This is a genomic window from Janthinobacterium sp. LPB2021202312-11-4, assembly GCF_037049705.1.
GTDB lineage: Bacteria > Pseudomonadota > Gammaproteobacteria > Pseudomonadales > Pseudomonadaceae > Aquipseudomonas.
In genome coordinates this window covers 224,718-243,495 of record NZ_JBAGKV010000004.1, presented here as the reverse complement: position 1 = coordinate 243,495, position 18,778 = coordinate 224,718, and the positions used below count along the sequence as shown (strand labels likewise).

The 18,778-nt window shown below is 58.6% G+C and carries 27 protein-coding genes; 25 read left to right on the top strand and 2 right to left on the bottom strand.

Annotated elements, in window-relative coordinates; all coding sequences use genetic code 11:
• The first annotated feature begins 139 nt into the window (after nt 1-139).
• From V5E99_RS06670 to V5E99_RS06575, 20 genes are all read left to right on the top strand, one after another.
• Nucleotides 140-583 (top strand): hypothetical protein, encoded by a 444-nt coding sequence (locus V5E99_RS06670; RefSeq protein WP_499801719.1) that lies wholly within the window; start codon nt 140-142, stop codon nt 581-583.
• A gap of 62 nt (nt 584-645) precedes the next feature.
• Nucleotides 646-879 (top strand): hypothetical protein, encoded by a 234-nt coding sequence (locus V5E99_RS06665; protein WP_499801718.1) that lies wholly within the window; start codon nt 646-648, stop codon nt 877-879.
• Between the two features lie 764 nt (nt 880-1,643).
• A complete protein-coding gene (locus tag V5E99_RS06660) occupies nt 1,644-1,964 on the top strand; it encodes a hypothetical protein (protein ID WP_499801717.1) in 321 nt (106 codons plus the stop codon).
• A 21-nt stretch (nt 1,965-1,985) separates the two neighbouring features.
• Nucleotides 1,986-2,411 (top strand): hypothetical protein, encoded by a 426-nt coding sequence (locus tag V5E99_RS06655; protein ID WP_499801716.1) that lies wholly within the window; start codon nt 1,986-1,988, stop codon nt 2,409-2,411.
• Nucleotides 2,412-2,430: 19 nt separating this feature from the next.
• Nucleotides 2,431-2,691: a hypothetical protein gene (locus V5E99_RS06650; RefSeq protein WP_499801715.1), complete on the top strand. Its 261-nt coding sequence runs from the start codon at nt 2,431-2,433 to the stop codon at nt 2,689-2,691.
• Nucleotides 2,692-2,902: 211 nt separating this feature from the next.
• Nucleotides 2,903-3,259, top strand: coding sequence for a hypothetical protein (locus tag V5E99_RS06645; RefSeq protein ID WP_499801714.1), 357 nt, complete (start codon nt 2,903-2,905; stop codon nt 3,257-3,259).
• A gap of 81 nt (nt 3,260-3,340) precedes the next feature.
• Nucleotides 3,341-3,652: a hypothetical protein gene (locus V5E99_RS06640; RefSeq protein ID WP_499801713.1), complete on the top strand. Its 312-nt coding sequence runs from the start codon at nt 3,341-3,343 to the stop codon at nt 3,650-3,652.
• Between the two features lie 711 nt (nt 3,653-4,363).
• A complete protein-coding gene (locus V5E99_RS06635; RefSeq protein ID WP_499801712.1) occupies nt 4,364-5,365 on the top strand; it encodes an RNA-directed DNA polymerase in 1,002 nt (333 codons plus the stop codon).
• A gap of 40 nt (nt 5,366-5,405) precedes the next feature.
• Nucleotides 5,406-6,356, top strand: a complete 951-nt coding sequence (locus tag V5E99_RS06630) for a phosphoadenosine phosphosulfate reductase domain-containing protein (protein WP_499801711.1) — start codon at nt 5,406-5,408, stop codon at nt 6,354-6,356.
• Between the two features lie 46 nt (nt 6,357-6,402).
• Nucleotides 6,403-6,714 (top strand): hypothetical protein, encoded by a 312-nt coding sequence (locus V5E99_RS06625; RefSeq protein WP_499801710.1) that lies wholly within the window; start codon nt 6,403-6,405, stop codon nt 6,712-6,714.
• On the top strand, nt 6,711-7,295 hold the full coding sequence (locus V5E99_RS06620) for a hypothetical protein (RefSeq protein ID WP_499801709.1): 585 nt from the start codon (nt 6,711-6,713) through the stop codon (nt 7,293-7,295). Before V5E99_RS06625 ends, V5E99_RS06620 begins: the two co-directional genes overlap by 4 nt.
• Nucleotides 7,296-7,309: 14 nt before the next feature.
• Nucleotides 7,310-7,981 carry a hypothetical protein gene (locus V5E99_RS06615; RefSeq protein WP_499801708.1) on the top strand — a complete coding sequence of 224 codons (672 nt, stop codon included), beginning with the start codon at nt 7,310-7,312 and terminating at the stop codon, nt 7,979-7,981.
• An 83-nt stretch (nt 7,982-8,064) separates the two neighbouring features.
• A complete protein-coding gene (locus V5E99_RS06610; RefSeq protein WP_499801707.1) occupies nt 8,065-8,667 on the top strand; it encodes a hypothetical protein in 603 nt (200 codons plus the stop codon).
• Nucleotides 8,668-8,791: 124 nt separating this feature from the next.
• Entirely contained in the window at nt 8,792-9,040 is a 249-nt protein-coding gene (locus tag V5E99_RS06605; RefSeq protein ID WP_499801706.1) for a hypothetical protein, read from the top strand.
• A 49-nt stretch (nt 9,041-9,089) separates the two neighbouring features.
• The gene (locus V5E99_RS06600; protein ID WP_499801705.1) at nt 9,090-9,407 is read left to right on the top strand and encodes a hypothetical protein; all 318 of its coding nucleotides are present in this window, start codon (nt 9,090-9,092) and stop codon (nt 9,405-9,407) included.
• A gap of 52 nt (nt 9,408-9,459) precedes the next feature.
• Nucleotides 9,460-9,666, top strand: a complete 207-nt coding sequence (locus V5E99_RS06595) for a hypothetical protein (RefSeq protein WP_499801704.1) — start codon at nt 9,460-9,462, stop codon at nt 9,664-9,666.
• Between the two features lie 18 nt (nt 9,667-9,684).
• On the top strand, nt 9,685-10,026 hold the full coding sequence (locus tag V5E99_RS06590; protein ID WP_499801787.1) for a hypothetical protein: 342 nt from the start codon (nt 9,685-9,687) through the stop codon (nt 10,024-10,026).
• Nucleotides 9,930-11,075 carry a tyrosine-type recombinase/integrase gene (locus V5E99_RS06585; protein ID WP_499801786.1) on the top strand — a complete coding sequence of 382 codons (1,146 nt, stop codon included), beginning with the start codon at nt 9,930-9,932 and terminating at the stop codon, nt 11,073-11,075. The genes V5E99_RS06590 and V5E99_RS06585 overlap by 97 nt, the downstream gene beginning before the upstream one ends.
• 22 nt (nt 11,076-11,097) lie before the next feature.
• A complete protein-coding gene (folE, locus tag V5E99_RS06580) occupies nt 11,098-11,643 on the top strand; it encodes a GTP cyclohydrolase I FolE (protein ID WP_010456659.1) in 546 nt (181 codons plus the stop codon).
• Between the two features lie 100 nt (nt 11,644-11,743).
• Nucleotides 11,744-12,115 (top strand): glutathione S-transferase N-terminal domain-containing protein, encoded by a 372-nt coding sequence (locus V5E99_RS06575; protein ID WP_499801703.1) that lies wholly within the window; start codon nt 11,744-11,746, stop codon nt 12,113-12,115.
• A 170-nt stretch (nt 12,116-12,285) separates the two neighbouring features.
• On the opposite strand, the gene V5E99_RS06570 is transcribed toward V5E99_RS06575, so the two are convergent.
• Entirely contained in the window at nt 12,286-13,452 is a 1,167-nt protein-coding gene (locus V5E99_RS06570; RefSeq protein ID WP_499801702.1) for an aminotransferase-like domain-containing protein, read from the bottom strand.
• 82 nt (nt 13,453-13,534) lie between these two features.
• Between V5E99_RS06570 and V5E99_RS06565 the strand changes: the two genes are divergently transcribed.
• From V5E99_RS06565 to V5E99_RS06555, 3 genes are all read left to right on the top strand, one after another.
• Entirely contained in the window at nt 13,535-13,978 is a 444-nt protein-coding gene (locus tag V5E99_RS06565) for a MarR family winged helix-turn-helix transcriptional regulator (protein ID WP_499801701.1), read from the top strand.
• A 355-nt stretch (nt 13,979-14,333) separates the two neighbouring features.
• Nucleotides 14,334-15,620, top strand: a complete 1,287-nt coding sequence (locus V5E99_RS06560; protein ID WP_499801785.1) for an NCS2 family permease — start codon at nt 14,334-14,336, stop codon at nt 15,618-15,620.
• Between the two features lie 64 nt (nt 15,621-15,684).
• Complete coding sequence (locus V5E99_RS06555) at nt 15,685-16,311, top strand: LysE family translocator (RefSeq protein WP_499801700.1); 627 nt, start codon at nt 15,685-15,687, stop codon at nt 16,309-16,311.
• 180 nt (nt 16,312-16,491) lie between these two features.
• Here the strand turns inward: V5E99_RS06555 and uraH are convergent, their stop codons facing one another.
• Nucleotides 16,492-16,845 (bottom strand): hydroxyisourate hydrolase, encoded by a 354-nt coding sequence (gene uraH / locus V5E99_RS06550; RefSeq protein WP_010456673.1) that lies wholly within the window; start codon nt 16,843-16,845, stop codon nt 16,492-16,494.
• Nucleotides 16,846-17,265: 420 nt separating this feature from the next.
• Here uraH and puuE point away from each other — a divergent pair, with 420 nt between their 5' ends.
• Both puuE and uraD read left to right on the top strand, forming a co-directional pair.
• Nucleotides 17,266-18,192, top strand: a complete 927-nt coding sequence (puuE, locus tag V5E99_RS06545) for an allantoinase PuuE (protein WP_499801699.1) — start codon at nt 17,266-17,268, stop codon at nt 18,190-18,192.
• Entirely contained in the window at nt 18,189-18,704 is a 516-nt protein-coding gene (gene uraD / locus V5E99_RS06540) for a 2-oxo-4-hydroxy-4-carboxy-5-ureidoimidazoline decarboxylase (protein ID WP_499801698.1), read from the top strand. The genes puuE and uraD overlap by 4 nt, the downstream gene beginning before the upstream one ends.
• Nucleotides 18,705-18,778: the final 74 nt, after the last annotated feature.

The window sequence follows — 18,778 nt, the reverse complement described above, 5'->3', positions numbered from 1 at the left end:
GAGAACAAGCCGAAAGGCCCGCGGCTGGAAGAACAATTTGGGATAGGCCAGTGACCGACGCCAGTAGCGGGTCACGGCGGAAAGCATCACTGAAGCCCGTTCAATGAGCGGGCTTTGGGATGACAACCGGAGATGCGGAATGAACCCTTTAAACGATTTGCCTGTGCAGTTATTGGCCTGCCTGCTTTTGGGGGTGGCTTGCTTCATCTTGATGCTGATTGTCGTGGGAGTGGGCAAGGCCTGGCGACATGCATGGGCCTGGGTCGATGATTCAGAACCCGGCCGGAACCCAGTTTTGGAAACGCTCGCCAAACTGAGGGGCTGGACGCAGTACGACCCCAACTGTGGAAGTAGCAAGTGCCTTTGGTGGACAGACAGGAAGGGCGAAACGAAGACAGATGCCGTTCTTTTTTTCTTCCCGCTAATCGTTGGTGCACCGCTGGCCATCTATCTCAGCATCAAGCTCTACCCGCTTCTCGTTGCGGCATTGACCTTGCTGGCTGTGGCGTTTGTTGCGCGTTTCGCTCGCCGCCATAAGAAGCTGTTCGACAAGCACCTTAAAGACCCCAAAGCGCACAAATGACGGAAAGTTTCACTGATGCACCTGGTGACGGGTGCATTGGGAAAACAACCGGAGAGACAGAAATGCCAGCACCTAAACGCCCTACTGCCGCACAACTGCAACGTCAGGTCGACAACTGGAACGCCAAACACCCGGTCGGCACCGTGGTCAGCTTCGAAGAAATCGTCGGTTGCGGCGAAACGTACCGCGCGGCGACGAGAGATGAAGCCTCATTGTTCGGCGGCCACACCGCTGTGATCTTCCTGGAAGGCAAGAGCGGCTTCGTTGATCTCGACCACTGCAAAGCTGTTGCGTGACGAAAGCATCGCCTCTGTCCATTCGCTGAGTGGGCAGACGGATGCAGATGAAAGCGGACGTGGCCTCGGACCAGTGGGAGCTGAGGCATTCAACAAATAGACGTAGCGGCCTTATTCGGCCACCTGCATTCCGAGCGCCTGGTATTCCCCAGCACCAGGCCGCATCGGAGAGTGATCGAAGCGTGCCCAAGCGGGCTGCAGCGCTAGGATCGCAAAGCCCCGGGAATCTCCTGAGCCGGTATAAGCGAGACGGCCAATACTATAAACGCGGCGGGAACCAAGCAGGGGTAGCGCCCTGGTGTTTCGATCACTCTCCGATGTAGAAGCGGCGTGGAAAGGGAGGCTGGATGCTCAGTCGCGCAGACACGCTACAAGCGGCATGACTCGATGGGGATCGCTCCTTGGGGATTGGAACCAAGGTGGGTAGTTGGACACCGACTTACGGGTGGAAACAGGCCCCTGCACGCGGCATACAGCAGCCTTTACCGAGAGATCGGGTGATACCGCGCACGGCTGCGGGCATTACACAGAGTGTGAACGTTCCAGAGCCGGGGTAGCGTCCGGCCTTCTGCATCAACGCGGGGTGGCTTGCGCGCAATCAAGCCAGCAACAAGCACCACGGCGGTGAAGCCCGCGCCGGAGACGTAACCGGCACCCCCTTCCCCGACATCACCCGCATGCACTCCCCTCCGCGCCCAACGGCAACCAGCGGAACGGATGAGTGCAGCTGAGTTTTGTTGGATCAATCAGCGAAGGAGAAAGCCATGAATTTCCAGCCACCAGATCCGGAGCGTTTCGGGTCTTGCTTGAAGTGCAACAGCCTGATCGAAGAGTCGGAGCAGACCGGTGGCGTTTGCGTTGAGTGCCAGGCCGTGGATGCCAAAGAGCCGGCTTTCCCTGTCGGCGCAAACGAATACGGCGGGCACGGCACCTGTTTCGGGGTCACGGTTCGCGACTACTTCGCGGCCAAAGCCATGCATGGCATCTGCGCTCACGCCGATACGTGGGGCTTGAGCACCAACGCGAAGATTGCGGCTGCTTCTTACGAGCTGGCCGACGCCATGCTCGCCGCCCGTTCCGCCTAACCCCAAACACTGGAGGTCGCCATGAGCGATTGGATCAAGTGCAGCGACAGTCTGAGCGAAGTTGAAACCCTGGCGACTCTTGTGCTTGGGGGGATATTCGATAATCGAGAGCTCGGCGATATCGATGTGGTCTATGAGATGCCGGCGTGTGAAGCGCTACAGCGCAAACTCGTGACAAGTATTGACGACGCTCATGTTGAGCTTGTGAGCCGCCTCGATTATGACGCCGCACTACAGCATCGGGATGCGGCCTTGACCGCTGAAATCGTCGCAATGGTTGAGAGTGCTTTGCGCCGGTCTTTCTCACTTGGGCAGATTTACTGGCAGCAGGCTGACTCTGACTCAACCTGCCAACAAAACAAGTCCGATCAGACCATGGAAGTTCAGGCGCAACACATTCTGAACGTTATCAAGTCGATCAACGATCTGACCCGGCCCACCGAATAACGCCACCCTGGAGGCATTCATGGCCCGCACTTACGAATATTGGACAGTCAAGGATGGAGAGGACATCTCCATCAATCTGACCGTCGAATATTACTCCGCTCGAAAAGGAAACTTCAGCTCCCAAGCCGCTGATCCCGATGAGTACTTCGGACATTGCGAAATCAATTGGGAGTCGAAGGACGACACCAGCTTCATGACTGAATCAGAAATCGCCTCGATGGAGGAATGGCTTGTGAATGAGCATTCCGAGTACCTGGCTGATCAAGACTACTACGACTGACCCGCCACTCTGGAGGCACCATGAACGCAGCATTGAAGATATGCCAGGAGCGTTACGACGCTCAGTTGCCTCCAGAGGTCAGCGAGAGCGACGAAGTGACGGAATGGCTTGAGCATTCGGCGGAACGCCTGGTGTGCGGCGTAGACATCAAGTGGAAGCGCCGCCACGGCCATCCCCTTCGCCCCACACCATCACCTGAACGGTGCCTGATATGGACCAAGCAATCGAAGAAGCCGCAAAACGGCAAAGTGGACTGGAGGCGGCGAAAGCTGCCTTCTTTGCATCTGGCGGTCAGGCTCAGTTGATCCCGACCGGTATTGGCAAAGACAGCCCGGGCGTCGAGCAGGTGGCGAAGCCGGCGTATGGATACCGGACCATTGAGACAGCGAAGAGCAAGCGCGGCCGCGTTATCGGCGATGAGGAAAGACGAGAGTTGGCCGGCCGGCTGATGGAGTGCAAAGCCGCCGGCATGACGCGCTACAAGGCCAGCAAGCATATCGGCATCAGTGAAACGCTTTGCCGAAAGCTTATTGCCGAGCATTCGCTCGACTTCCCGGCGTCCCAATGAGACGAATCAACCACCAGGTGCGCCAGCGCCGACGACAAACATGGCTGGACTTGCCGGTCAGTGGAATTGAAGGGGTAGCCTATGGCCAAGAGCAACGCGGAACGGTCAGCGAAAGCCGCGGCGAAGAAGAAGACTCGCGGCGAGGAAGAAATCAGACTGCACTGCATGGCTGGAACACGCCAAGCACTTGCTGATCTGATGGCCTGGGGAGGTATCGAGGAACAGGGTGAGGCCATCACGCTGATGATTCACCACCTGCATGCGATGGGGCCTCAAAATTCGATCCCGATGCTTGCCCCGCCGCGACACAGTTACGAGATAACCGAAAACGTGTCGGCAAAACTGACGCTCGCCTATAACCGCGAAGCCCTTCGCATCTGCAACGACGAATAACCACCAACCCACTGTCGCATCCGGTCACGGAGGGCGGCGCCTGACTGGAAACAATGAGGTATCACATGAAGCCTTCACCAATCAAGGTCACCAACCTGACCATCAATTTCTACGGCAACAAGCAAGTTTCAGGCTTGCCTCGGTTGGCCAGCATGCTGCCCGTTGCTGCTACCGCCACACCGGCCATCGGCGATTACTGGCCAGGCCAAGGCGGCATCAACGGCGGGTTCGTTCCGGCACGCGGCGATGTGCCAGAACACTACCTGATCCTCGCCAAGGACGATGTCGGTGAAAACGAGTGGGGTGGACGCGGAAAGGAATCTGCCGGTACCAGCAAGTGGGACGGCAAGGCGAACACGGATGCACTGATTGCCGCCGGCGACCACCCCGCAGCCGAAGCCGCCCGAGCGTATACCGCTGATGGGCACACGGACTTCGATCTACCAGCACCCACCCAGCTCTATCAGATCTGGGCTTATGACCTGATCACCAAGGGTGTCTACTGGTCGAGTTCGCAGCGCTCCGCCTACAGCGCATTCTTCATGTACTTCGATGATGGCAGTCAGGACTTCTACGGCAAGAGCGGCGAGCTCCTCGTCCGCCCCGTCCGCAGATTCGACTGTTGGTCCCTACCCGTTCAGCGAGCTTGTTCAGGCCTACTACGACTGCCGCCGCACGAAGCGCAACAGCGCCAGCGCGCTGGCTTTCGAAATGGATTTGGAACTCAATCTGATGGCGCTACACGACGACCTGATTGCCGGCACTTACCGGCCAGGCCGATCGATATGCTTCGTGGTCACCCGGCCAAAAGCCCGCGAGGTATGGGCTGCCGCCTTCCGGGACCGCGTCGCCCACCACCTGCTGTACAACCGTGTGGCCCCGCGCTTCTACGCCAGCTTCATCACGGACAGTTGCGCATGCATTCCCGGCCGCGGCACGCTGTACGCTGCCACCCGGCTTGAGGCGAAGATACGAAGCGCCAGCCAGAACTGGTCGACGCCGGTCTTCTACCTGAAATGCGACTTGGCCAACTTCTTCGTCGCGATCGACAAAGAGGTCCTGCGCCGGCAGTTGGCCGCCAAGATCACCGAACACTGGTGGCTGGCACTCGCCGAACAGATCCTGATGCACGATCCTCGCGAAGACTACGAGGTGCGCAGCCCGGCCCATCTGTTCAATCGGGTGCCGCAGCACAAGCGGCTGACCGCGCAACCTGCTCGCCTCGGCCTGCCCATCGGCAACCTGTCATCGCAGTTTTTCGCCAACGTCTACCTCGACGCGCTGGACCAGTTCGCCAAGCACACGCTCGGCGCCAGGCATTACGTCCGCTACGTCGATGACTTCGTTTTCCTGCATGAATCGCCGCAACAGCTCAACGCGTGGCTGGCACAGGTCGAAGAGTTCCTGCCCAGCCTTGGCGCCAAGCTGAACCCAACGAAAACCATCCTGCAACCGGTAGACCGCGGCGTCGACTTCGTTGGCCACGTCATCAAGCCCTGGCGGCGGACAACAAGAAAGCGTTCGCTGGCTCAGGCACTGAAACGCACCGCCGCAGCACCGGCCGAAGACCTTCGGGAAACGGCCAACAGCTACTTCGGCCTGCTGAGTCAGGCCAGCCACAGCGCAAAAGACCGCGAGAAGCTGGCCAATGTCGTGCTGAAGCGCGGCCATGCAGTCAACGGCGCGCTGACAAAGACCTACCCGAAGAAATAAACCCACTTCACTGAATCACGCCAGCCGGCGAGGATCCCCTATGCCTACTCACAACATCGTCAGCATGAGCGGCGGTAAAGACAGCACGGCTACGCTGCTGGTCGCCCTCGAGCTGGAGGTGCCGAACCTCAGCGCAGTAGTTGCTGACACCGGGCATGAGCATCCAGAGACATATGACTACCTCCATTACCTGGCCGAAGCCACTGGCGTTCCCATCCGCTGGGTGAAGGCAGACTTCTCCAGGCAGATCGCCGGGAAGCGCAAATTCATAGAGACCAAGTGGCGCGAGAAAGGTGTGGCGGAATCCGTGGTGCTTGGTGCGCTGGAAGTTCTACACCCTACCGGCAACCCATTCCTGGACTTATGCCTGTGGAAAGGCCGATTCCCCAGCACCAAAGCGCGCTTCTGCACCGATGAGCTCAAGCGCAACCCCATCATTGAGCAGGTATACCTGCCACTCATGGACGGCGAGAACATGCTGCTGTCCTGGCAAGGTGTTCGAGCCGATGAGTCGCCGGCTCGCAAGTACTTGCCAGAGTGCGACGAGGTTGGAGGCGGCCTGTTCAACTACCGCCCGATCCTGAAATGGACAGTTGATTCAGTTTTCGAGGCTCATCGCGCGGCCGGCATCAAGCCAAACCCGCTCTACTTGCAAGGCTGCAATCGTGTGGGGTGCATGCCCTGCATCATGTGTGCGAAAGACGAGCTCAGGCAAATCGCCGCCAGGTGGCCAGAGGAAGTTGACCGCGTGCGCGAGTGGGAACGACTGGTGAGCATTGCCAGCAAACGTGGAGCGGCCACGTTCTTCGCCACCGTGACCGACCCCACCGTAAGATCGGATGACAAGGTGAGCGCCGTAACGCACGGCATTGACCGGATCGTCGATTGGAGCAACACCGCGCGCGGAGGCCGCCAGTTCGACATGGTCGACCTGATCGTTCGCACCGACAGCCAGAACAGTTGCTCTTCAGCCTACGGGCTCTGCGAATAACTCCCTGACACTCACCGACCGGGCATGACCCGGCATAGGACGCCCCATGCCCACAGAAAAACGAAACACCAAGAAAACGAAGGCCCAGCAGTTCGTCGAGGGAATGATCCGAAACCGCGGCATTGAGTTCGCCATGCTGGGGATGATGGTCGAGGTGGAAGGGGATCTCGGAACGATCATAGACATGAACGGTTCAGCCAATCTCGACGTCCAGTTCGCCAACCAGCTGAAGTACGGGAAGCACACGCACAACTGCCATCCAACCTGGAACGTGAAGTACTTCGATGCAGCCGGTACCGTCATTGCCCACTTTGACGAGTGCAAGTGCGTGTTCCGGCCAGTTACGGAGGCAGCATGATCAATCTCTTCTGGCGCCTGGCCGCCAAGCTGCTTGCCCGCCCGGCCATTGCCGCCTGGCTCATCGCCCGCGCCAAGCGCACGCCTTACCTGCACATCATGTCCGCCGACGGCGCCGAGATGTACATGGGCCGCTGGTGGCTGTTCAACCCTTACAGCCGGGAGACGCACAAGCCGGCGCTCTGGTGGTGCCCGTGGTCGTTCCGCATCCACCACATCATGCGGCCGGACGAAGACCGGGATCTGCATGACCACCCGTGGAACGCTCGGACGGTAATCCTGCGAGGCTGGTACCGAGAGCAGCGCCTGCTCGCCGCCGATGATCCAGTTCTTCAGACTCTTCTGATGAGGGCAGCCGAGCAAGGGCACTCTCTCGGCGAGGCGTTCCAGGCAAGCGAGCACATCGACCGCCTACCAGGTGACACCGCCCGACTGATGCACGGCGAGTACCACCGCATCGACGAGGTATCGCCCGGCGGTGTCATCACCCTGTTCATCACCAGCAAGTGGCGTGGTGACTGGGGCTTTCTGGTCGACGGCGTCAAGGTCCCTTGGCGCACCTACACGGGTACTGACAATTGAAGGGAGTTGGGTTTATGAACGAAGCACAGAAGACCCCGGCCGCGAGGTGGCGGCAAGACGGCCAAGCCGATCCGCACGGCGACCACTACAACTGCCAGCGGGCGGCGTTGACTCTCGGTGAGCTGACCGATGACGAACTGGCCAACGGCGTGTTCCTGCATGGGAACGAGCCTCTGAATATCAACGCGCTGCTCCGCAAGACACCCGGCTATCACTCGGCGGTTGTCTGGCTCACCGCCGGCAAGGATCGGATCCGCTGGTTGTCCAGGGCGCTTGAGGAATCGGCAGCCCGGGAGCAAGCCCTGCAGCTACTCCTGAACGCAGCGGATCAGCGGATTGATGACTTCGCCGGCGGAGATTGTGAGTGGAGCCAAGATGACGACAGCGGAATCTGGAACAACGCCTGCGGCTCGACCTGGTCATTCCACGATGACGGCCCAGCTGAGAACGGCATGAACTTCTGTCACTGCTGCGGTAAGAGTTTGGTGGTTGAGGTAGCTGAACCGGAACAGGATGCCGACTGGCATATGAACCCCTGCAAGCAAGGTCATCGCGATGTCGGCGCGGCCGGCGGTGTAGCGGCCTGCAACCAATGCGACGAGAAGATCGAAGCGACAACTACGCAAGAAGCTTTCGAGCGCTGGAACGCAACTCACCCGGTCAGCGAGCTGTCAGCAGAATCCTAATAGGAGTACATCTGTACTCCTCCCGCAAAAACCTTACTCCCTCCCCCTTCAAAGTCAGCCGCTATAGCGGCAAGGACGAAGTCATGTCTGCACAAAAGCCAATCATCATGTACGACGCTCCGGAAGCGGCGAGCATCAAAACGTTTACTGGCTGGGTTTCCTCTGGCGGTCGTTTTTTCGGTGACGATGAGAACCTTGCCCGCTACTGCGGCGCAACTCATCGCCGCTGCGAAGTAAATCCTGAGCACCCAATCTATGAGGTGAACAGTTCTTGCAATGAGTGCCACCACGCCCGACGCCAAGCAAAATTCGCGGCGATGCCGGTCAAGGAATGGGCCGGCGAACCGCTGGTTATCTTCGATGGCGACCAATACTTCTTCGATGAAGACAGCCTGCGCGACTACCTGATCGACAGCGATATCGAGCTGGCTGACGTGCAACTCTGCATCTGTGAGCCGAACTATCCCCGTGAAATCGACCCGGAAGACCATTTCTGCGATGACCTGCCGGAAGACGGCGAAATCCGCGATGACCAGTTGCTTGCGGCATTCGAACTGCTGAACGAGATGATCCGCAAGTCTGAACCCCTGTCGTGGTCGGAAGGGGAATTCGCAGCACGGCTCCCGCAATCGTTCATCGACGAAGTCGCCGCCGGGCGAGCGGCAGTGTGCGAGGTGACGCCATGATCCTGAAAGCCCTCGCCTTCTGCGCCATCTTCTTCTGGCTTCCACTGTCCTTTGCGTTCAAGTGGGTGACGGCATGAAATTGGTCCTCAGAACGTCGAAATGCACAGTCACCAGCGATGGCTACATGAAGAACTACCACTTCGCCGAGCACCCGTTGACGGTCGAGGTTGAAAAAGTGTTCTTCGACGGCGTCGCTTATCGCGCAGTGCCAACAGCCGCGGCCCTGGTAGAAATGCGAGCCAAAGGTGTTTACATGGGCATGAAGGACAATATGACGGTCTTCACCTTTCGGAAAAAGGACAACAAGCGCGGCATCGTCCCCGTTCTACCGGCGAACGTTCCGTGGTATCCGCCGCAGGAGATAACGCCATGATCGCCCTCGCCTGGTTCGCCTACGTGTACTGCTACAAGGGGCCGCGGTGATGGGCCGAATGGTCAAGATCCTCACCGAGGAACTGGCCGGGCCGGCGCTGATCTGGGCAATAGACAGCATCGAGGGCGACCGCCAGCCAGTGGCCGGCCAACTGCAACTGTTCGCCGATATCGACGCAGACCACCTGATCGAGAAGTACGGCGTCTGGGTCGAGCGCGGGTACAGCTATCCATGGCTGGCTGACGCCACGCGCGATCCCTGCAATCGCCAACCCGGTGATACCCGCGAGGTCGCAGTGTGCCGGGCGGTCGTATTCGCCCTGACCGGCACAACCGTCAGCGTCCCCGCCGAACTCATCCAGTTGTAAACCCCTAATTGACAACTCACAGCCTGCCGGTGAACGGCGGGCGAGGAATCCTATGTACGCAATAAAGCTTTTCAAGCGACTCATCGGCGGCTTGGTCTGGATCATCGTGACTGGTCTTCTGTTCTGGCTCGCCGCGCCCTGGCTTCTCCGCGAGGGATCGGAAATCGCGCTGATCACCCTCACGATCTGCGTGGCCATCTGGATCATCGCCACCGGTTGCATCGTCATTCACGTCATTCAGAAAGCGCGGCCGGCGTAGTTCGGCGGGAGAATCATCATGGCAGCAGCAGAACAGTTACCGGTTGAGTACCTGTCCGACAAGGTCGCCGAGAAGAACTTCGCGGAGATGGTCGGAACCACCCGGCGGGCGCTCCAGGGCAAGCGCCAGCGCAACATCATCCCCAAAGGGGTATGGAACGAATTCGATGGACAGATTTATTACAGCATCAGGAGATATGAGGCATGGCTAGAAAGCCTTTGGGATTGCCCGCCGGAGTTGAATTCGCAGGTCAATCAGTCCGCATTCGCTTCACTTGGAAGTTCCGGCGCTGCGAGACCCTCGCCTATCCCCAAACGCCAAAAGGCATTAAAGCAGCAGCCGATCTACGTTCTACGGTAATCAGCCTAATCAAGCACGGTGTGATGGACGAACAGCGTTACGCCGAACTTTTCCCGGGCTCGACTTACTACACCTACTCTGCAACACCACTGTTTGGCGGCTACGCGCAGACCTGGCTGGACAGCCGGGAAGTCGTCGGTGGAACCCGGAAAAACTACCGCATATCCCTCACCCTTTATTGGATGCCGCACCTGGCACTGCTCCCCATTGATCAAATCAGTTCGGCAATGATCCGAAAAATCGTCGGCGAGACGAAGTGGAAGTCGTCGACCGTAAAACGGTCGGCGATCCAGCGGCTGCACACCATGTTTGAAAGCGCGGTGAATGATGAGCTGATAACCCGGAATCCGGTCGGCTCCATCGAGCTGCCGGCGAAGGCAAAGAAACCAGTGGACCCGTTTACAGTGGTGGAAGCGGATTTGATCATAGGGCACCTATATAAGGCGCTGACCGGTTCGATGCGGGTGTACGCGGCCTACTTTGAGTTCGCGTTTTACACCGGCATGCGGCCAGGTGAGATAGCGGCGTTGCGCTGGGATGAGGTGGATACAGAGGGTCGAGTCGCCAACGTGTGCAGAATCGTGGCGGACTACAAGATCGAGGAGCGCACGAAAACCCGCGAGGCACGGCGAGTCATGCTGAACAGCAGGGCATTGAATGCCATTGAGGCGGCCAAGGGTGTGGCCGAGTTGAGGGCGAAGCAGAGCCGGCGCCAGCACATGCAATCGCCGTACGTGTTCCCGCCGACGAAGAACTTTGAGTTCATTCAGCAGGCCAGCGTGACCGATAAACACTTCAAGGCGGCGCTGGTCACACTGAACATCAGGGCCAGACGGCAATACAACTGCCGTCACACTTACGCTACCATGTGCTTAATGGCAGGCATGAACCTCGGGTTCATTGCGAATCAGCTCGGCCACAGCGTGCAAATGTTGTTGTCGACATACGCCCGATGGATCAACTCCAGTGAAGACTGGAGCGAAGTCGGGAAGCTGGAGCAAAGCCTGATTGGTACAAAATTGGTACAGACAGAAACCGTACCCCTCTAGAACCCATACGGAATAAAGCTCTGTGACATTGGAACAGAATTACACCGCGATTCTCGGCCAATTGGGCGAGGACGTGTCCCGCGAGGGCCTGCTCGACACGCCAAAGCGTGCCGCCAAAGCCATGCAGTATCTCTGCCGCGGTTATGAACAGACGCTGGAAGAAGTCACCAACGGTGCCTTGTTCAGCTCCGACAACAGCGAAATGGTGCTGGTCAAGGACATCGAGCTCTACTCGTTGTGCGAACACCACCTGCTGCCGTTTATCGGCAAGGCCCACGTCGCCTACATCCCGAGCGGCAAGGTATTGGGGCTGTCGAAAGTCGCGCGGATCGTCGATATGTACGCCCGCCGCCTGCAGATCCAGGAAAACCTCAGCCGCCAGATCGCCGATGCGGTCCAGCAAGTCACCGGCGCCCTGGGCGTTGCGGTGGTGATCGAGGCCAAGCACATGTGCATGATGATGCGCGGTGTCGAGAAGCAGAATTCGTCGATGATCACGTCGGTGATGCTCGGTGAGTTCCGCGAAAACGCGGCCACGCGCAGCGAGTTTCTCAGCCTGATCAAGTAACTCGCGACACGAAGAAAACCGGCATTCATCGCCGGTTTTTTTTCGACTGTGAAAAATCAGGTAAGCTGCGCGCCTTCTTTGCCCTTGTGAGGCTTATACCGTGTTCGTTAAAGCGCTTCGTGTCGGCCTTGGCCAACTGATCATCTTCATCGATTTCATCACCCGCCCGGGCAAGAAGCAGCGCCCCGCCGCCGCTCAAGCCCAAGTGGAAGCAGATGCCAAGGACCTGACCCTGTATCAGTTCCACGCCTGCCCGTTCTGCGTGAAAACCCGCCGTACCCTGCGCCGCTTGAACGTGCCGGTAGCGCTGCGCGATGCGAAGAACAATGAACTGGATCGCAAGACGTTGCTGGAGCAAGGCGGCAAGATCAAGGTGCCGTGCCTGCGGATTGAAGAGAACGGCCAGACCACCTGGATGTATGAGTCCAAGGTGATCATTGATTATCTGGACAAGCGGTTTGCGGCGGCTTGATGATTTTGTGGTGTGATTGATGGCCTCTTCGCGGGCAAGCCTCGCTCCTACAGGATTGCGGATCATTTGTAGGAGCGAGGCTTGCCCGCGAAGGCGCCAGCTCAACCACCACAAAATCCAGACAAAAATAAACCGGCCCTCGAGCCGGTTTATTTATTTCTACCCTCCCCTCAAGCCGCTTGCGCCACCAAAGCCTGCCTCACCACCGCCGCCAACCGCTTCAACCCTTCATCCAGCCGCGCCGGATCAATGTGGCTGAAGTTCAGCCGCAAATGCCCAGGATGATTGTCCGGCTCCGGGAAGAACGGCTCGCCCGGCATAAACGCCACATCCGCCGCCAACGCAGCCTTAAGCAAGGTTCGGGTGTCCAGCGGTTGCTTGAGCGTCAACCAGAAAAACAACCCACCTTGCGGTACGTTCCAGTCCGCCAGATCAGAAAAATGCGTTTCCAACGCTGACTGGAACGCATCACGCCGCCCCCGGTAGAAATCCCGCAGTTCGCTCAGGTGATGCTGAAACTTCTCGGTGCCGATCCATTGCAACGCTTGCCACTGCCCAACCCGATTGGTGTGCAAATCTGCCGACTGCTTGAGCTTCAACAAGTGCGGAAACAGGTCCGGACTGGCGATCAGGTAACCGACCCGCAACCCTGGCAACAAGGTTTTGGACACGGTCCCGGTGTAGATCCAACTGGCGGTTTTCAAGCGACTGACGATGGGTGTGGCACTGCCGCCGTCGAACGTCAGTTCACGGTACGGCTCGTCTTCGATCAGCGTGACGCCAAACTCGTCCAGCAACGCCGCCACCGCATCGCGTTTGGTTTCGCTGTAGCGCACGGCAGACGGGTTCTGGAAGGTCGGGATCAAGTAAATGAACGCGGGTTTGTGCTGTTCCAGTCGAGCACGCAACTGCACCAGGTTCGGACCATCAGCCTCCTGCGGCACGGTGATGCAGTCGGCGCCGAACAGTTGAAAAATCTGCAATGCCGCCAGATACGTCGGCGCTTCGAGCAGGATCTCGGTGCCTTTATCGATGTAGAGCTTGGCTGCCAGATCGAGGGTTTGCTGGGAACCGCTGACCACCAACACCTGACTCGCCTCACACGGCACCCCCAAGGCCCGCGCCTCGGCCGCCAGGGCTTCACGCAGCGCTGGCTCGCCTTCACTCATGCCGTATTGGCCCATGGACAGCGGCATGTCAGCCCACTCGACTTTCGGCAGCATGGCTTCGGCCGGCAAGCCACCGGCGAACGACATCACTTCGGGGCGCTGGGCGGCGGCGAGGATTTCACGGATCAGAGAACTTTTAAGGCGCGAGACACGTTCGGAAAATGCCATGGAGGTCACCGGTAGCGAGGCCTGAGGAAAATGAGTCAAACTGGTTGACCTAAATTACGACAGCTTGAGTGGATACGTCAACATGCTTGACCTTAAAAACCCTGCGACCCAGCAACAAGCGATGGAAGCGTTTTTCTTCGGCTACCAGGCTTTCACCGCCAAGGCTGATGAAATGCTCGAACGACGTGGTTTGAGTCGGGTGCACCAACGCATCGTGTTCTTCATCGCCCGCTATCCGAATTTGAGCGTGAAGGAATTGCTGGCGTTGCTCGGCGTGACCAAGCAGGCGCTGAACATCCCGCTGCGTCAGTTGTTGGAAATGCATCTGGTGAACAGCGTCGCCTCCGAGACCGACAAGCGTAAACGGCTGCTGGAATTGACCGACGATGGCGCGCGGTTCGAACAGTCGCTGCGGCGTGAGCAGGTGAAATTGTTGGAGCGGGTGTTTGCCGAGGCTGGGGAAGCGGCGGTGGATGGGTGGTTGGCGGTGAATCTGGCACTTGGGGAGAATCAGCAGAAGGTGTGAGCGCTCAAGTCCGCCTTCGCGGGCAAGCCTCGCTCCTACAGGTCATGCGTTTATCTGTAGGAGCGAGGCTTGCTCGCGAAGGCGTCCCTCCAGCCGATATATCCCTATCGCCAGACTTTTCGTCGACAAAATCAAAAACATTATTTGCTTTATTTGTATACAAAAGCATAATCCACTTCGTGCGAGTTCCTGACCAAGCGGTCAACAAATTCGCAAGTGCCTCAAAGGGCCGCTGCCACCCTCATGGGTCCGGCCCTGGAAATAAAAATAAAACTCTTGAGGAGTACTCGCTGTGGAAAGCCGCAAATCCGAAGCCCCGACGCTGGACCTCTCGCCGCCATTACGTAATGGCTGGCTGGAACGCCTCTTCAAACTCAGCTTGCATGGCACCACGGTGAAGACCGAGCTGATTGCCGGTCTGACAACGTTTATCACGATGGCCTACATCATCTTCGTCAACCCGAACATCATGGCTGACGCCGGCATCGATCATGGCGCCGCGTTCGTCGCCACCTGTATCGCCGCCGCGCTGGGTTGCCTGTTGATGGGCCTCTACGCCAACTGGCCGGTCGGTCTGGCGCCGGGCATGGGCCTGAACGCTTTCTTCACCTACACCGTGGTCGGCACCATGGGCTACAACTGGGAAACCGCCCTCGGCGCAGTGTTTGTTTCCGGTGTGCTGTTCATGATCCTGACGTTTTCCAAGATCCGCGAATGGCTGCTCAACAGCATTCCGGTGAGCCTGCGCTACGCCATGGGTGCCGGGGTCGGGCTGTTTCTGGGGATCATCGGCCTGAAAACCGCCGGCATCATCGTCGCCAGCCCCGCGACCCTGATCAAGCTCGGCTCCCTGCGCGATCCTGGCCCGTTGCTGGCGGCCATTTGCTTCCTGATGATCGCGGTGCTCAGCTACCACAAAGTCTTCGGCGCGATCCTCATCAGCATCATCACCGTGACCCTCGCCGGTTGGGGCCTGGGCCTGGTGCATTACGGCGGCATCATGTCGGCCCCGCCGAGCCTGGCACCGACCTGGATGGCCATGAACATCGCCGGCGTGTTCAACGTCAGCATGATCAGCGTGGTGTTGGCGTTCCTCTTCGTGCACATGTTCGACACCGCTGGCACCTTGATGGGCGTCGCCCAACGAGCCGGTCTGGTGAACGCTGATGGCCGGATCGAAAACCTCTCCCGTGCCATGAAAGCCGACAGCGCCTCCAGCGTATTCGGGGCGATGGTCGGTGTGCCGCCGGTCACAAGCTACGTGGAAAGTGCCGCAGGTGTCGCCGCTGGTGGTCGGACTGGTCTTACCGCAGTGACCGTAGGTGTGCTATTTATTGCCGCGATGTTTTTCGCACCGCTGGCTGGCATGATTCCGGCTTACGCCACCGCCGGTGCGCTGATTTACGTAGCGATGCTGATGATGAGCGGTATGGCTCACATCGAATGGGATGAAGCGACCGATAGCATCCCGGCGATCGTTACCGCGATCATGATGCCGCTGACCTTTTCGGTCGCCGATGGCATCGCGCTGGGCTTCATCACTTACGTGGTGCTGAAGGCCGGCACCGACAAGTACAAGGAAATTTCCATCAGTCTGTGGGTGCTCTGCGCGATCTTCATCGCCAAGTTCATTTTCTTGTAAGCAGTCATAGCTTCAAACAGCCTCACCCCGTCGGGTGGGGCTTTTGCACATTAGGAGGAAAGTGATGAGTCTGGAAACCTGGCTGCTGTTCAGCGGCGCTGCGCTGGTGGTGATCCTGATCCCGGGGCCGTTGTCTTTGCTGATGATCAGCAACAGTTTGAACTATGGGTTGCGCCGTTCTTACCCGGCGTTTCTCGGCGGGGTGATTGCCTCGATCTGTTTGCTCAGTGCGTCTGCGCTGGGTCTGGGCGCCCTGCTGCTGGCCTCAGAACAGCTATTTAGTGCGCTGAAAATCGTCGGTGCGCTCTACCTGTTCTACCTCGCCTGGCAGAGCTGGCAGCAATCCCGCCAGCCATCGGTGGGTGCCGAAGTGCCCCAGGCTGCGCCAGTTCCACGCTTTCGCGCACTGTTCGGGCGCGCGTTTGTGCTGGGCGCGAGCAATCCCAAGGACATTCTGTTCTTCGCCGCTTTCCTGCCGCAGTTCTTGAGCGCTGACCGGCCGTTTTTGCCGCAGTTGCTGGTGATGATTGCGACCTGGACCGTGCTGGACCTGCTGTGCAAGCTGGCGTATGGGCTGGGTGCCCATGGAGCGGCGCGGTATCTGCGTACGGGCAAGGGGCAGAGCTGGTTTAACCGGATCAGTGCCGGGTTGTTTGGTGGGGCGGGGGCGGCGTCGTTGTTGAGCCGTTAAGGGCAGGAGATCGCAGCCTCGTTGCACTCGACAGCTCCTACATTTGGAATGCGATTCCGTGTAGGAGCTGTCGAGTGCAACGAGGCTGCGATCTTTCGATGTTTCTGCCGACAAAAAAAAGCCCGCAGTGTGAGCGGGCAAAAGACCAAAGAAGCTTTATGCGCAGATTCTTGGGGGAGTCTAGCTTCCTCTGTAGGTCGAATAGCTGTACGGCGAAATCAGCAGTGGCACGTGGTAGTGATCCTGTTCGGCAGAGATGCCAAACCGCAGCACCACCACATCCAGGAACGCGGGTTCCGGCAGCTGAACGCCACGGGCGCGGTAGTAATCGCCCGCATGGAACTGAACCTGATAGACCCCGGAACGGTAGTCATCGCCTTGCAGCAACGGTGCATCGACACGGCCGTCGCTGTTGGTGATCGCGCTGGCGACCAGTTCCAGCTGCGAGCCTTCAACGCGGTACAACTCGACCTTGATCGAGCTGCCCGGGCAACCGTGTGCAGCGTCCAAAACGTGTGTAGTCAAACGTCCCATTGATTCTGCGCGCCTGGCCGCAAAGAGCAGACAGGCCTCGCGCCTCCCGAAGTCAGTTGAAAAGGAGACCGCACCGATTCGGAGCACGAAACGCTGCGGCGAGCGACTGATTAAGACACTTTTCAAAAAAATTGTACACAATAAAAACGACATTTTTACAGCAACCACCGTCACCCGGTACTTCAACGCCGATTTACAGCCGAACCATGCAGTCAGCGGACCTCCTATCTATTAGCTGACCAGTCAGGCAGGTTTCTTGCAGTAGCATCAATTCATGACAGTCAGTGAAAAATGCAAAAAATCAGGCTTACAAATTGAATATAAAGTTGTATACAATCAGCCCATCGCTGTGACGCCAGACTGTCATCCATCAACAGGCCGCCACACAACTTGCTACCACGAACAAGAAGGAAGACTGCAGTGAGCGCTGACTACCCACGCGACCTGGTCGGTTACGGCAGTAACCCTCCGCACCCACACTGGCCGGGCAATGCCCGCATCGCCCTGTCCTTCGTCCTCAATTACGAGGAAGGTGGCGAGCGCAATATCCTGCACGGCGATAAAGAGTCCGAAGCCTTCCTCTCCGAAATGGTTTCGGCGCAGCCGCTGCAAGGCGCGCGCAACATGAGCATGGAATCCCTTTACGAGTATGGCAGCCGCGCCGGCGTGTGGCGGGTGCTGAAGCTGTTCAAGGAATTCGACATCCCGCTGACGATCTTCGCCGTGGCCATGGCCGCCCAGCGTCACCCGGACGTGATCCGCGCCATGGTCGAGGCCGGCCACGAGATTTGCAGCCACGGCTATCGCTGGATCGACTACCAGTACATGGACGAAGCCCAGGAACGCGAGCACATGCTCGAAGCGATCCGTATCCTCACCGAACTCACCGGCGAACGCCCACTGGGCTGGTACACCGGCCGCACCGGCCCGAACACCCGTCGGCTGGTGATGGAAGAAGGCGGTTTCCTCTATGACTGCGACACCTACGACGACGACCTGCCTTACTGGGAACCGAACAACCCGACCGGCAAGCCGCACCTGGTGATCCCGTACACCCTGGACACCAACGACATGCGCTTCACCCAGGTCCAGGGTTTCAACAAGGGCGACGATTTCTTCGAATACCTCAAAGACGCGTTCGACGTGCTGTACGCCGAAGGCGCCGAAGCGCCGAAGATGTTGTCGATCGGCCTGCACTGCCGCCTGATCGGCCGTCCGGCGCGTCTGGCCTCGCTCAAACGCTTTATCGAATACGCTAAAAGTCATGAACAGGTGTGGTTCAGCCGACGCGTCGACATCGCTCGCCACTGGCACCAAACCCACCCGTACCAAGGGGCTGCCAAATGAGCACCTTCCAAACCCTGAAACCGTCGAACCTGAGCCGCGATGCCTTCGTCGCCGCGTTCGCCGACATCTACGAACATTCGCCATGGGTGGCCGAAAAGGCTTTCGACCTGGGCCAGGATGCTTCGATCGACCAGATCGAAACCCTGCACCAGCGCATGAGCGACATCCTGTTGAGCGCCGATCATGCAAGCCAACTGGCCCTGATCAACGCTCACCCGGACCTGGCCGGCAAAGCCGCCGTCCAGGGCCAGTTGACCGAAGCCAGCACGAATGAACAGGCTGGCGCCGGTATTCACCAATGCACGGCCGAAGAGTTTCAACGCTTCACCGAGCTGAACGACGCCTACAAAGCCAAGTTCAAGTTTCCCTTCATCATGGCGGTAAAAGGCAGCAACCGGCATCAGATCCTCGCGGCGTTCGAAACGCGCATTCACAACTCGGCAGACACCGAATTCAAATGCGCGCTGGCAGAGATCAACAAGATCGCCCTGTTCCGTTTACTGACCCTATAGCGAGCCTGGCCCGAGTGCTTTAAAACGCGAAGAGTACCCAGGGCCCTGCAAGCATCCCAAGCCAACTTATTAAA

What these genes read in the sequence shown, in the direction of transcription:
- V5E99_RS06660 (WP_499801717.1), top strand. Translation starts at nt 1,644, where the DNA reads ATGAATTTCCAGCCACCAGATCCGGAGCGTTTCGGGTCTTGCTTGAAG.
- V5E99_RS06670 (WP_499801719.1), top strand. Translation starts at nt 140, where the DNA reads ATGAACCCTTTAAACGATTTGCCTGTGCAGTTATTGGCCTGCCTGCTT.
- V5E99_RS06665 (WP_499801718.1), top strand. Translation starts at nt 646, where the DNA reads ATGCCAGCACCTAAACGCCCTACTGCCGCACAACTGCAACGTCAGGTC.
- V5E99_RS06645 (WP_499801714.1), top strand. Translation starts at nt 2,903, where the DNA reads ATGGACCAAGCAATCGAAGAAGCCGCAAAACGGCAAAGTGGACTGGAG.
- V5E99_RS06620 (WP_499801709.1), top strand. Translation starts at nt 6,711, where the DNA reads ATGATCAATCTCTTCTGGCGCCTGGCCGCCAAGCTGCTTGCCCGCCCG.
- V5E99_RS06640 (WP_499801713.1), top strand. Translation starts at nt 3,341, where the DNA reads ATGGCCAAGAGCAACGCGGAACGGTCAGCGAAAGCCGCGGCGAAGAAG.
- V5E99_RS06630 (WP_499801711.1), top strand. Translation starts at nt 5,406, where the DNA reads ATGCCTACTCACAACATCGTCAGCATGAGCGGCGGTAAAGACAGCACG.
- V5E99_RS06655 (WP_499801716.1), top strand. Translation starts at nt 1,986, where the DNA reads ATGAGCGATTGGATCAAGTGCAGCGACAGTCTGAGCGAAGTTGAAACC.
- V5E99_RS06610 (WP_499801707.1), top strand. Translation starts at nt 8,065, where the DNA reads ATGTCTGCACAAAAGCCAATCATCATGTACGACGCTCCGGAAGCGGCG.
- V5E99_RS06600 (WP_499801705.1), top strand. Translation starts at nt 9,090, where the DNA reads ATGGGCCGAATGGTCAAGATCCTCACCGAGGAACTGGCCGGGCCGGCG.
- V5E99_RS06555 (WP_499801700.1), top strand. Translation starts at nt 15,685, where the DNA reads ATGAGTCTGGAAACCTGGCTGCTGTTCAGCGGCGCTGCGCTGGTGGTG.
- V5E99_RS06635 (WP_499801712.1), top strand. Translation starts at nt 4,364, where the DNA reads ATGGATTTGGAACTCAATCTGATGGCGCTACACGACGACCTGATTGCC.
- V5E99_RS06570 (WP_499801702.1), bottom strand. Translation starts at nt 13,452, where the DNA reads ATGGCATTTTCCGAACGTGTCTCGCGCCTTAAAAGTTCTCTGATCCGT.
- V5E99_RS06565 (WP_499801701.1), top strand. Translation starts at nt 13,535, where the DNA reads ATGCTTGACCTTAAAAACCCTGCGACCCAGCAACAAGCGATGGAAGCG.
- uraH (WP_010456673.1), bottom strand. Translation starts at nt 16,845, where the DNA reads ATGGGACGTTTGACTACACACGTTTTGGACGCTGCACACGGTTGCCCG.
- V5E99_RS06590 (WP_499801787.1), top strand. Translation starts at nt 9,685, where the DNA reads ATGGCAGCAGCAGAACAGTTACCGGTTGAGTACCTGTCCGACAAGGTC.
- V5E99_RS06615 (WP_499801708.1), top strand. Translation starts at nt 7,310, where the DNA reads ATGAACGAAGCACAGAAGACCCCGGCCGCGAGGTGGCGGCAAGACGGC.
- V5E99_RS06625 (WP_499801710.1), top strand. Translation starts at nt 6,403, where the DNA reads ATGCCCACAGAAAAACGAAACACCAAGAAAACGAAGGCCCAGCAGTTC.
- V5E99_RS06605 (WP_499801706.1), top strand. Translation starts at nt 8,792, where the DNA reads ATGAAGAACTACCACTTCGCCGAGCACCCGTTGACGGTCGAGGTTGAA.
- uraD (WP_499801698.1), top strand. Translation starts at nt 18,189, where the DNA reads ATGAGCACCTTCCAAACCCTGAAACCGTCGAACCTGAGCCGCGATGCC.
- V5E99_RS06595 (WP_499801704.1), top strand. Translation starts at nt 9,460, where the DNA reads ATGTACGCAATAAAGCTTTTCAAGCGACTCATCGGCGGCTTGGTCTGG.
- V5E99_RS06650 (WP_499801715.1), top strand. Translation starts at nt 2,431, where the DNA reads ATGGCCCGCACTTACGAATATTGGACAGTCAAGGATGGAGAGGACATC.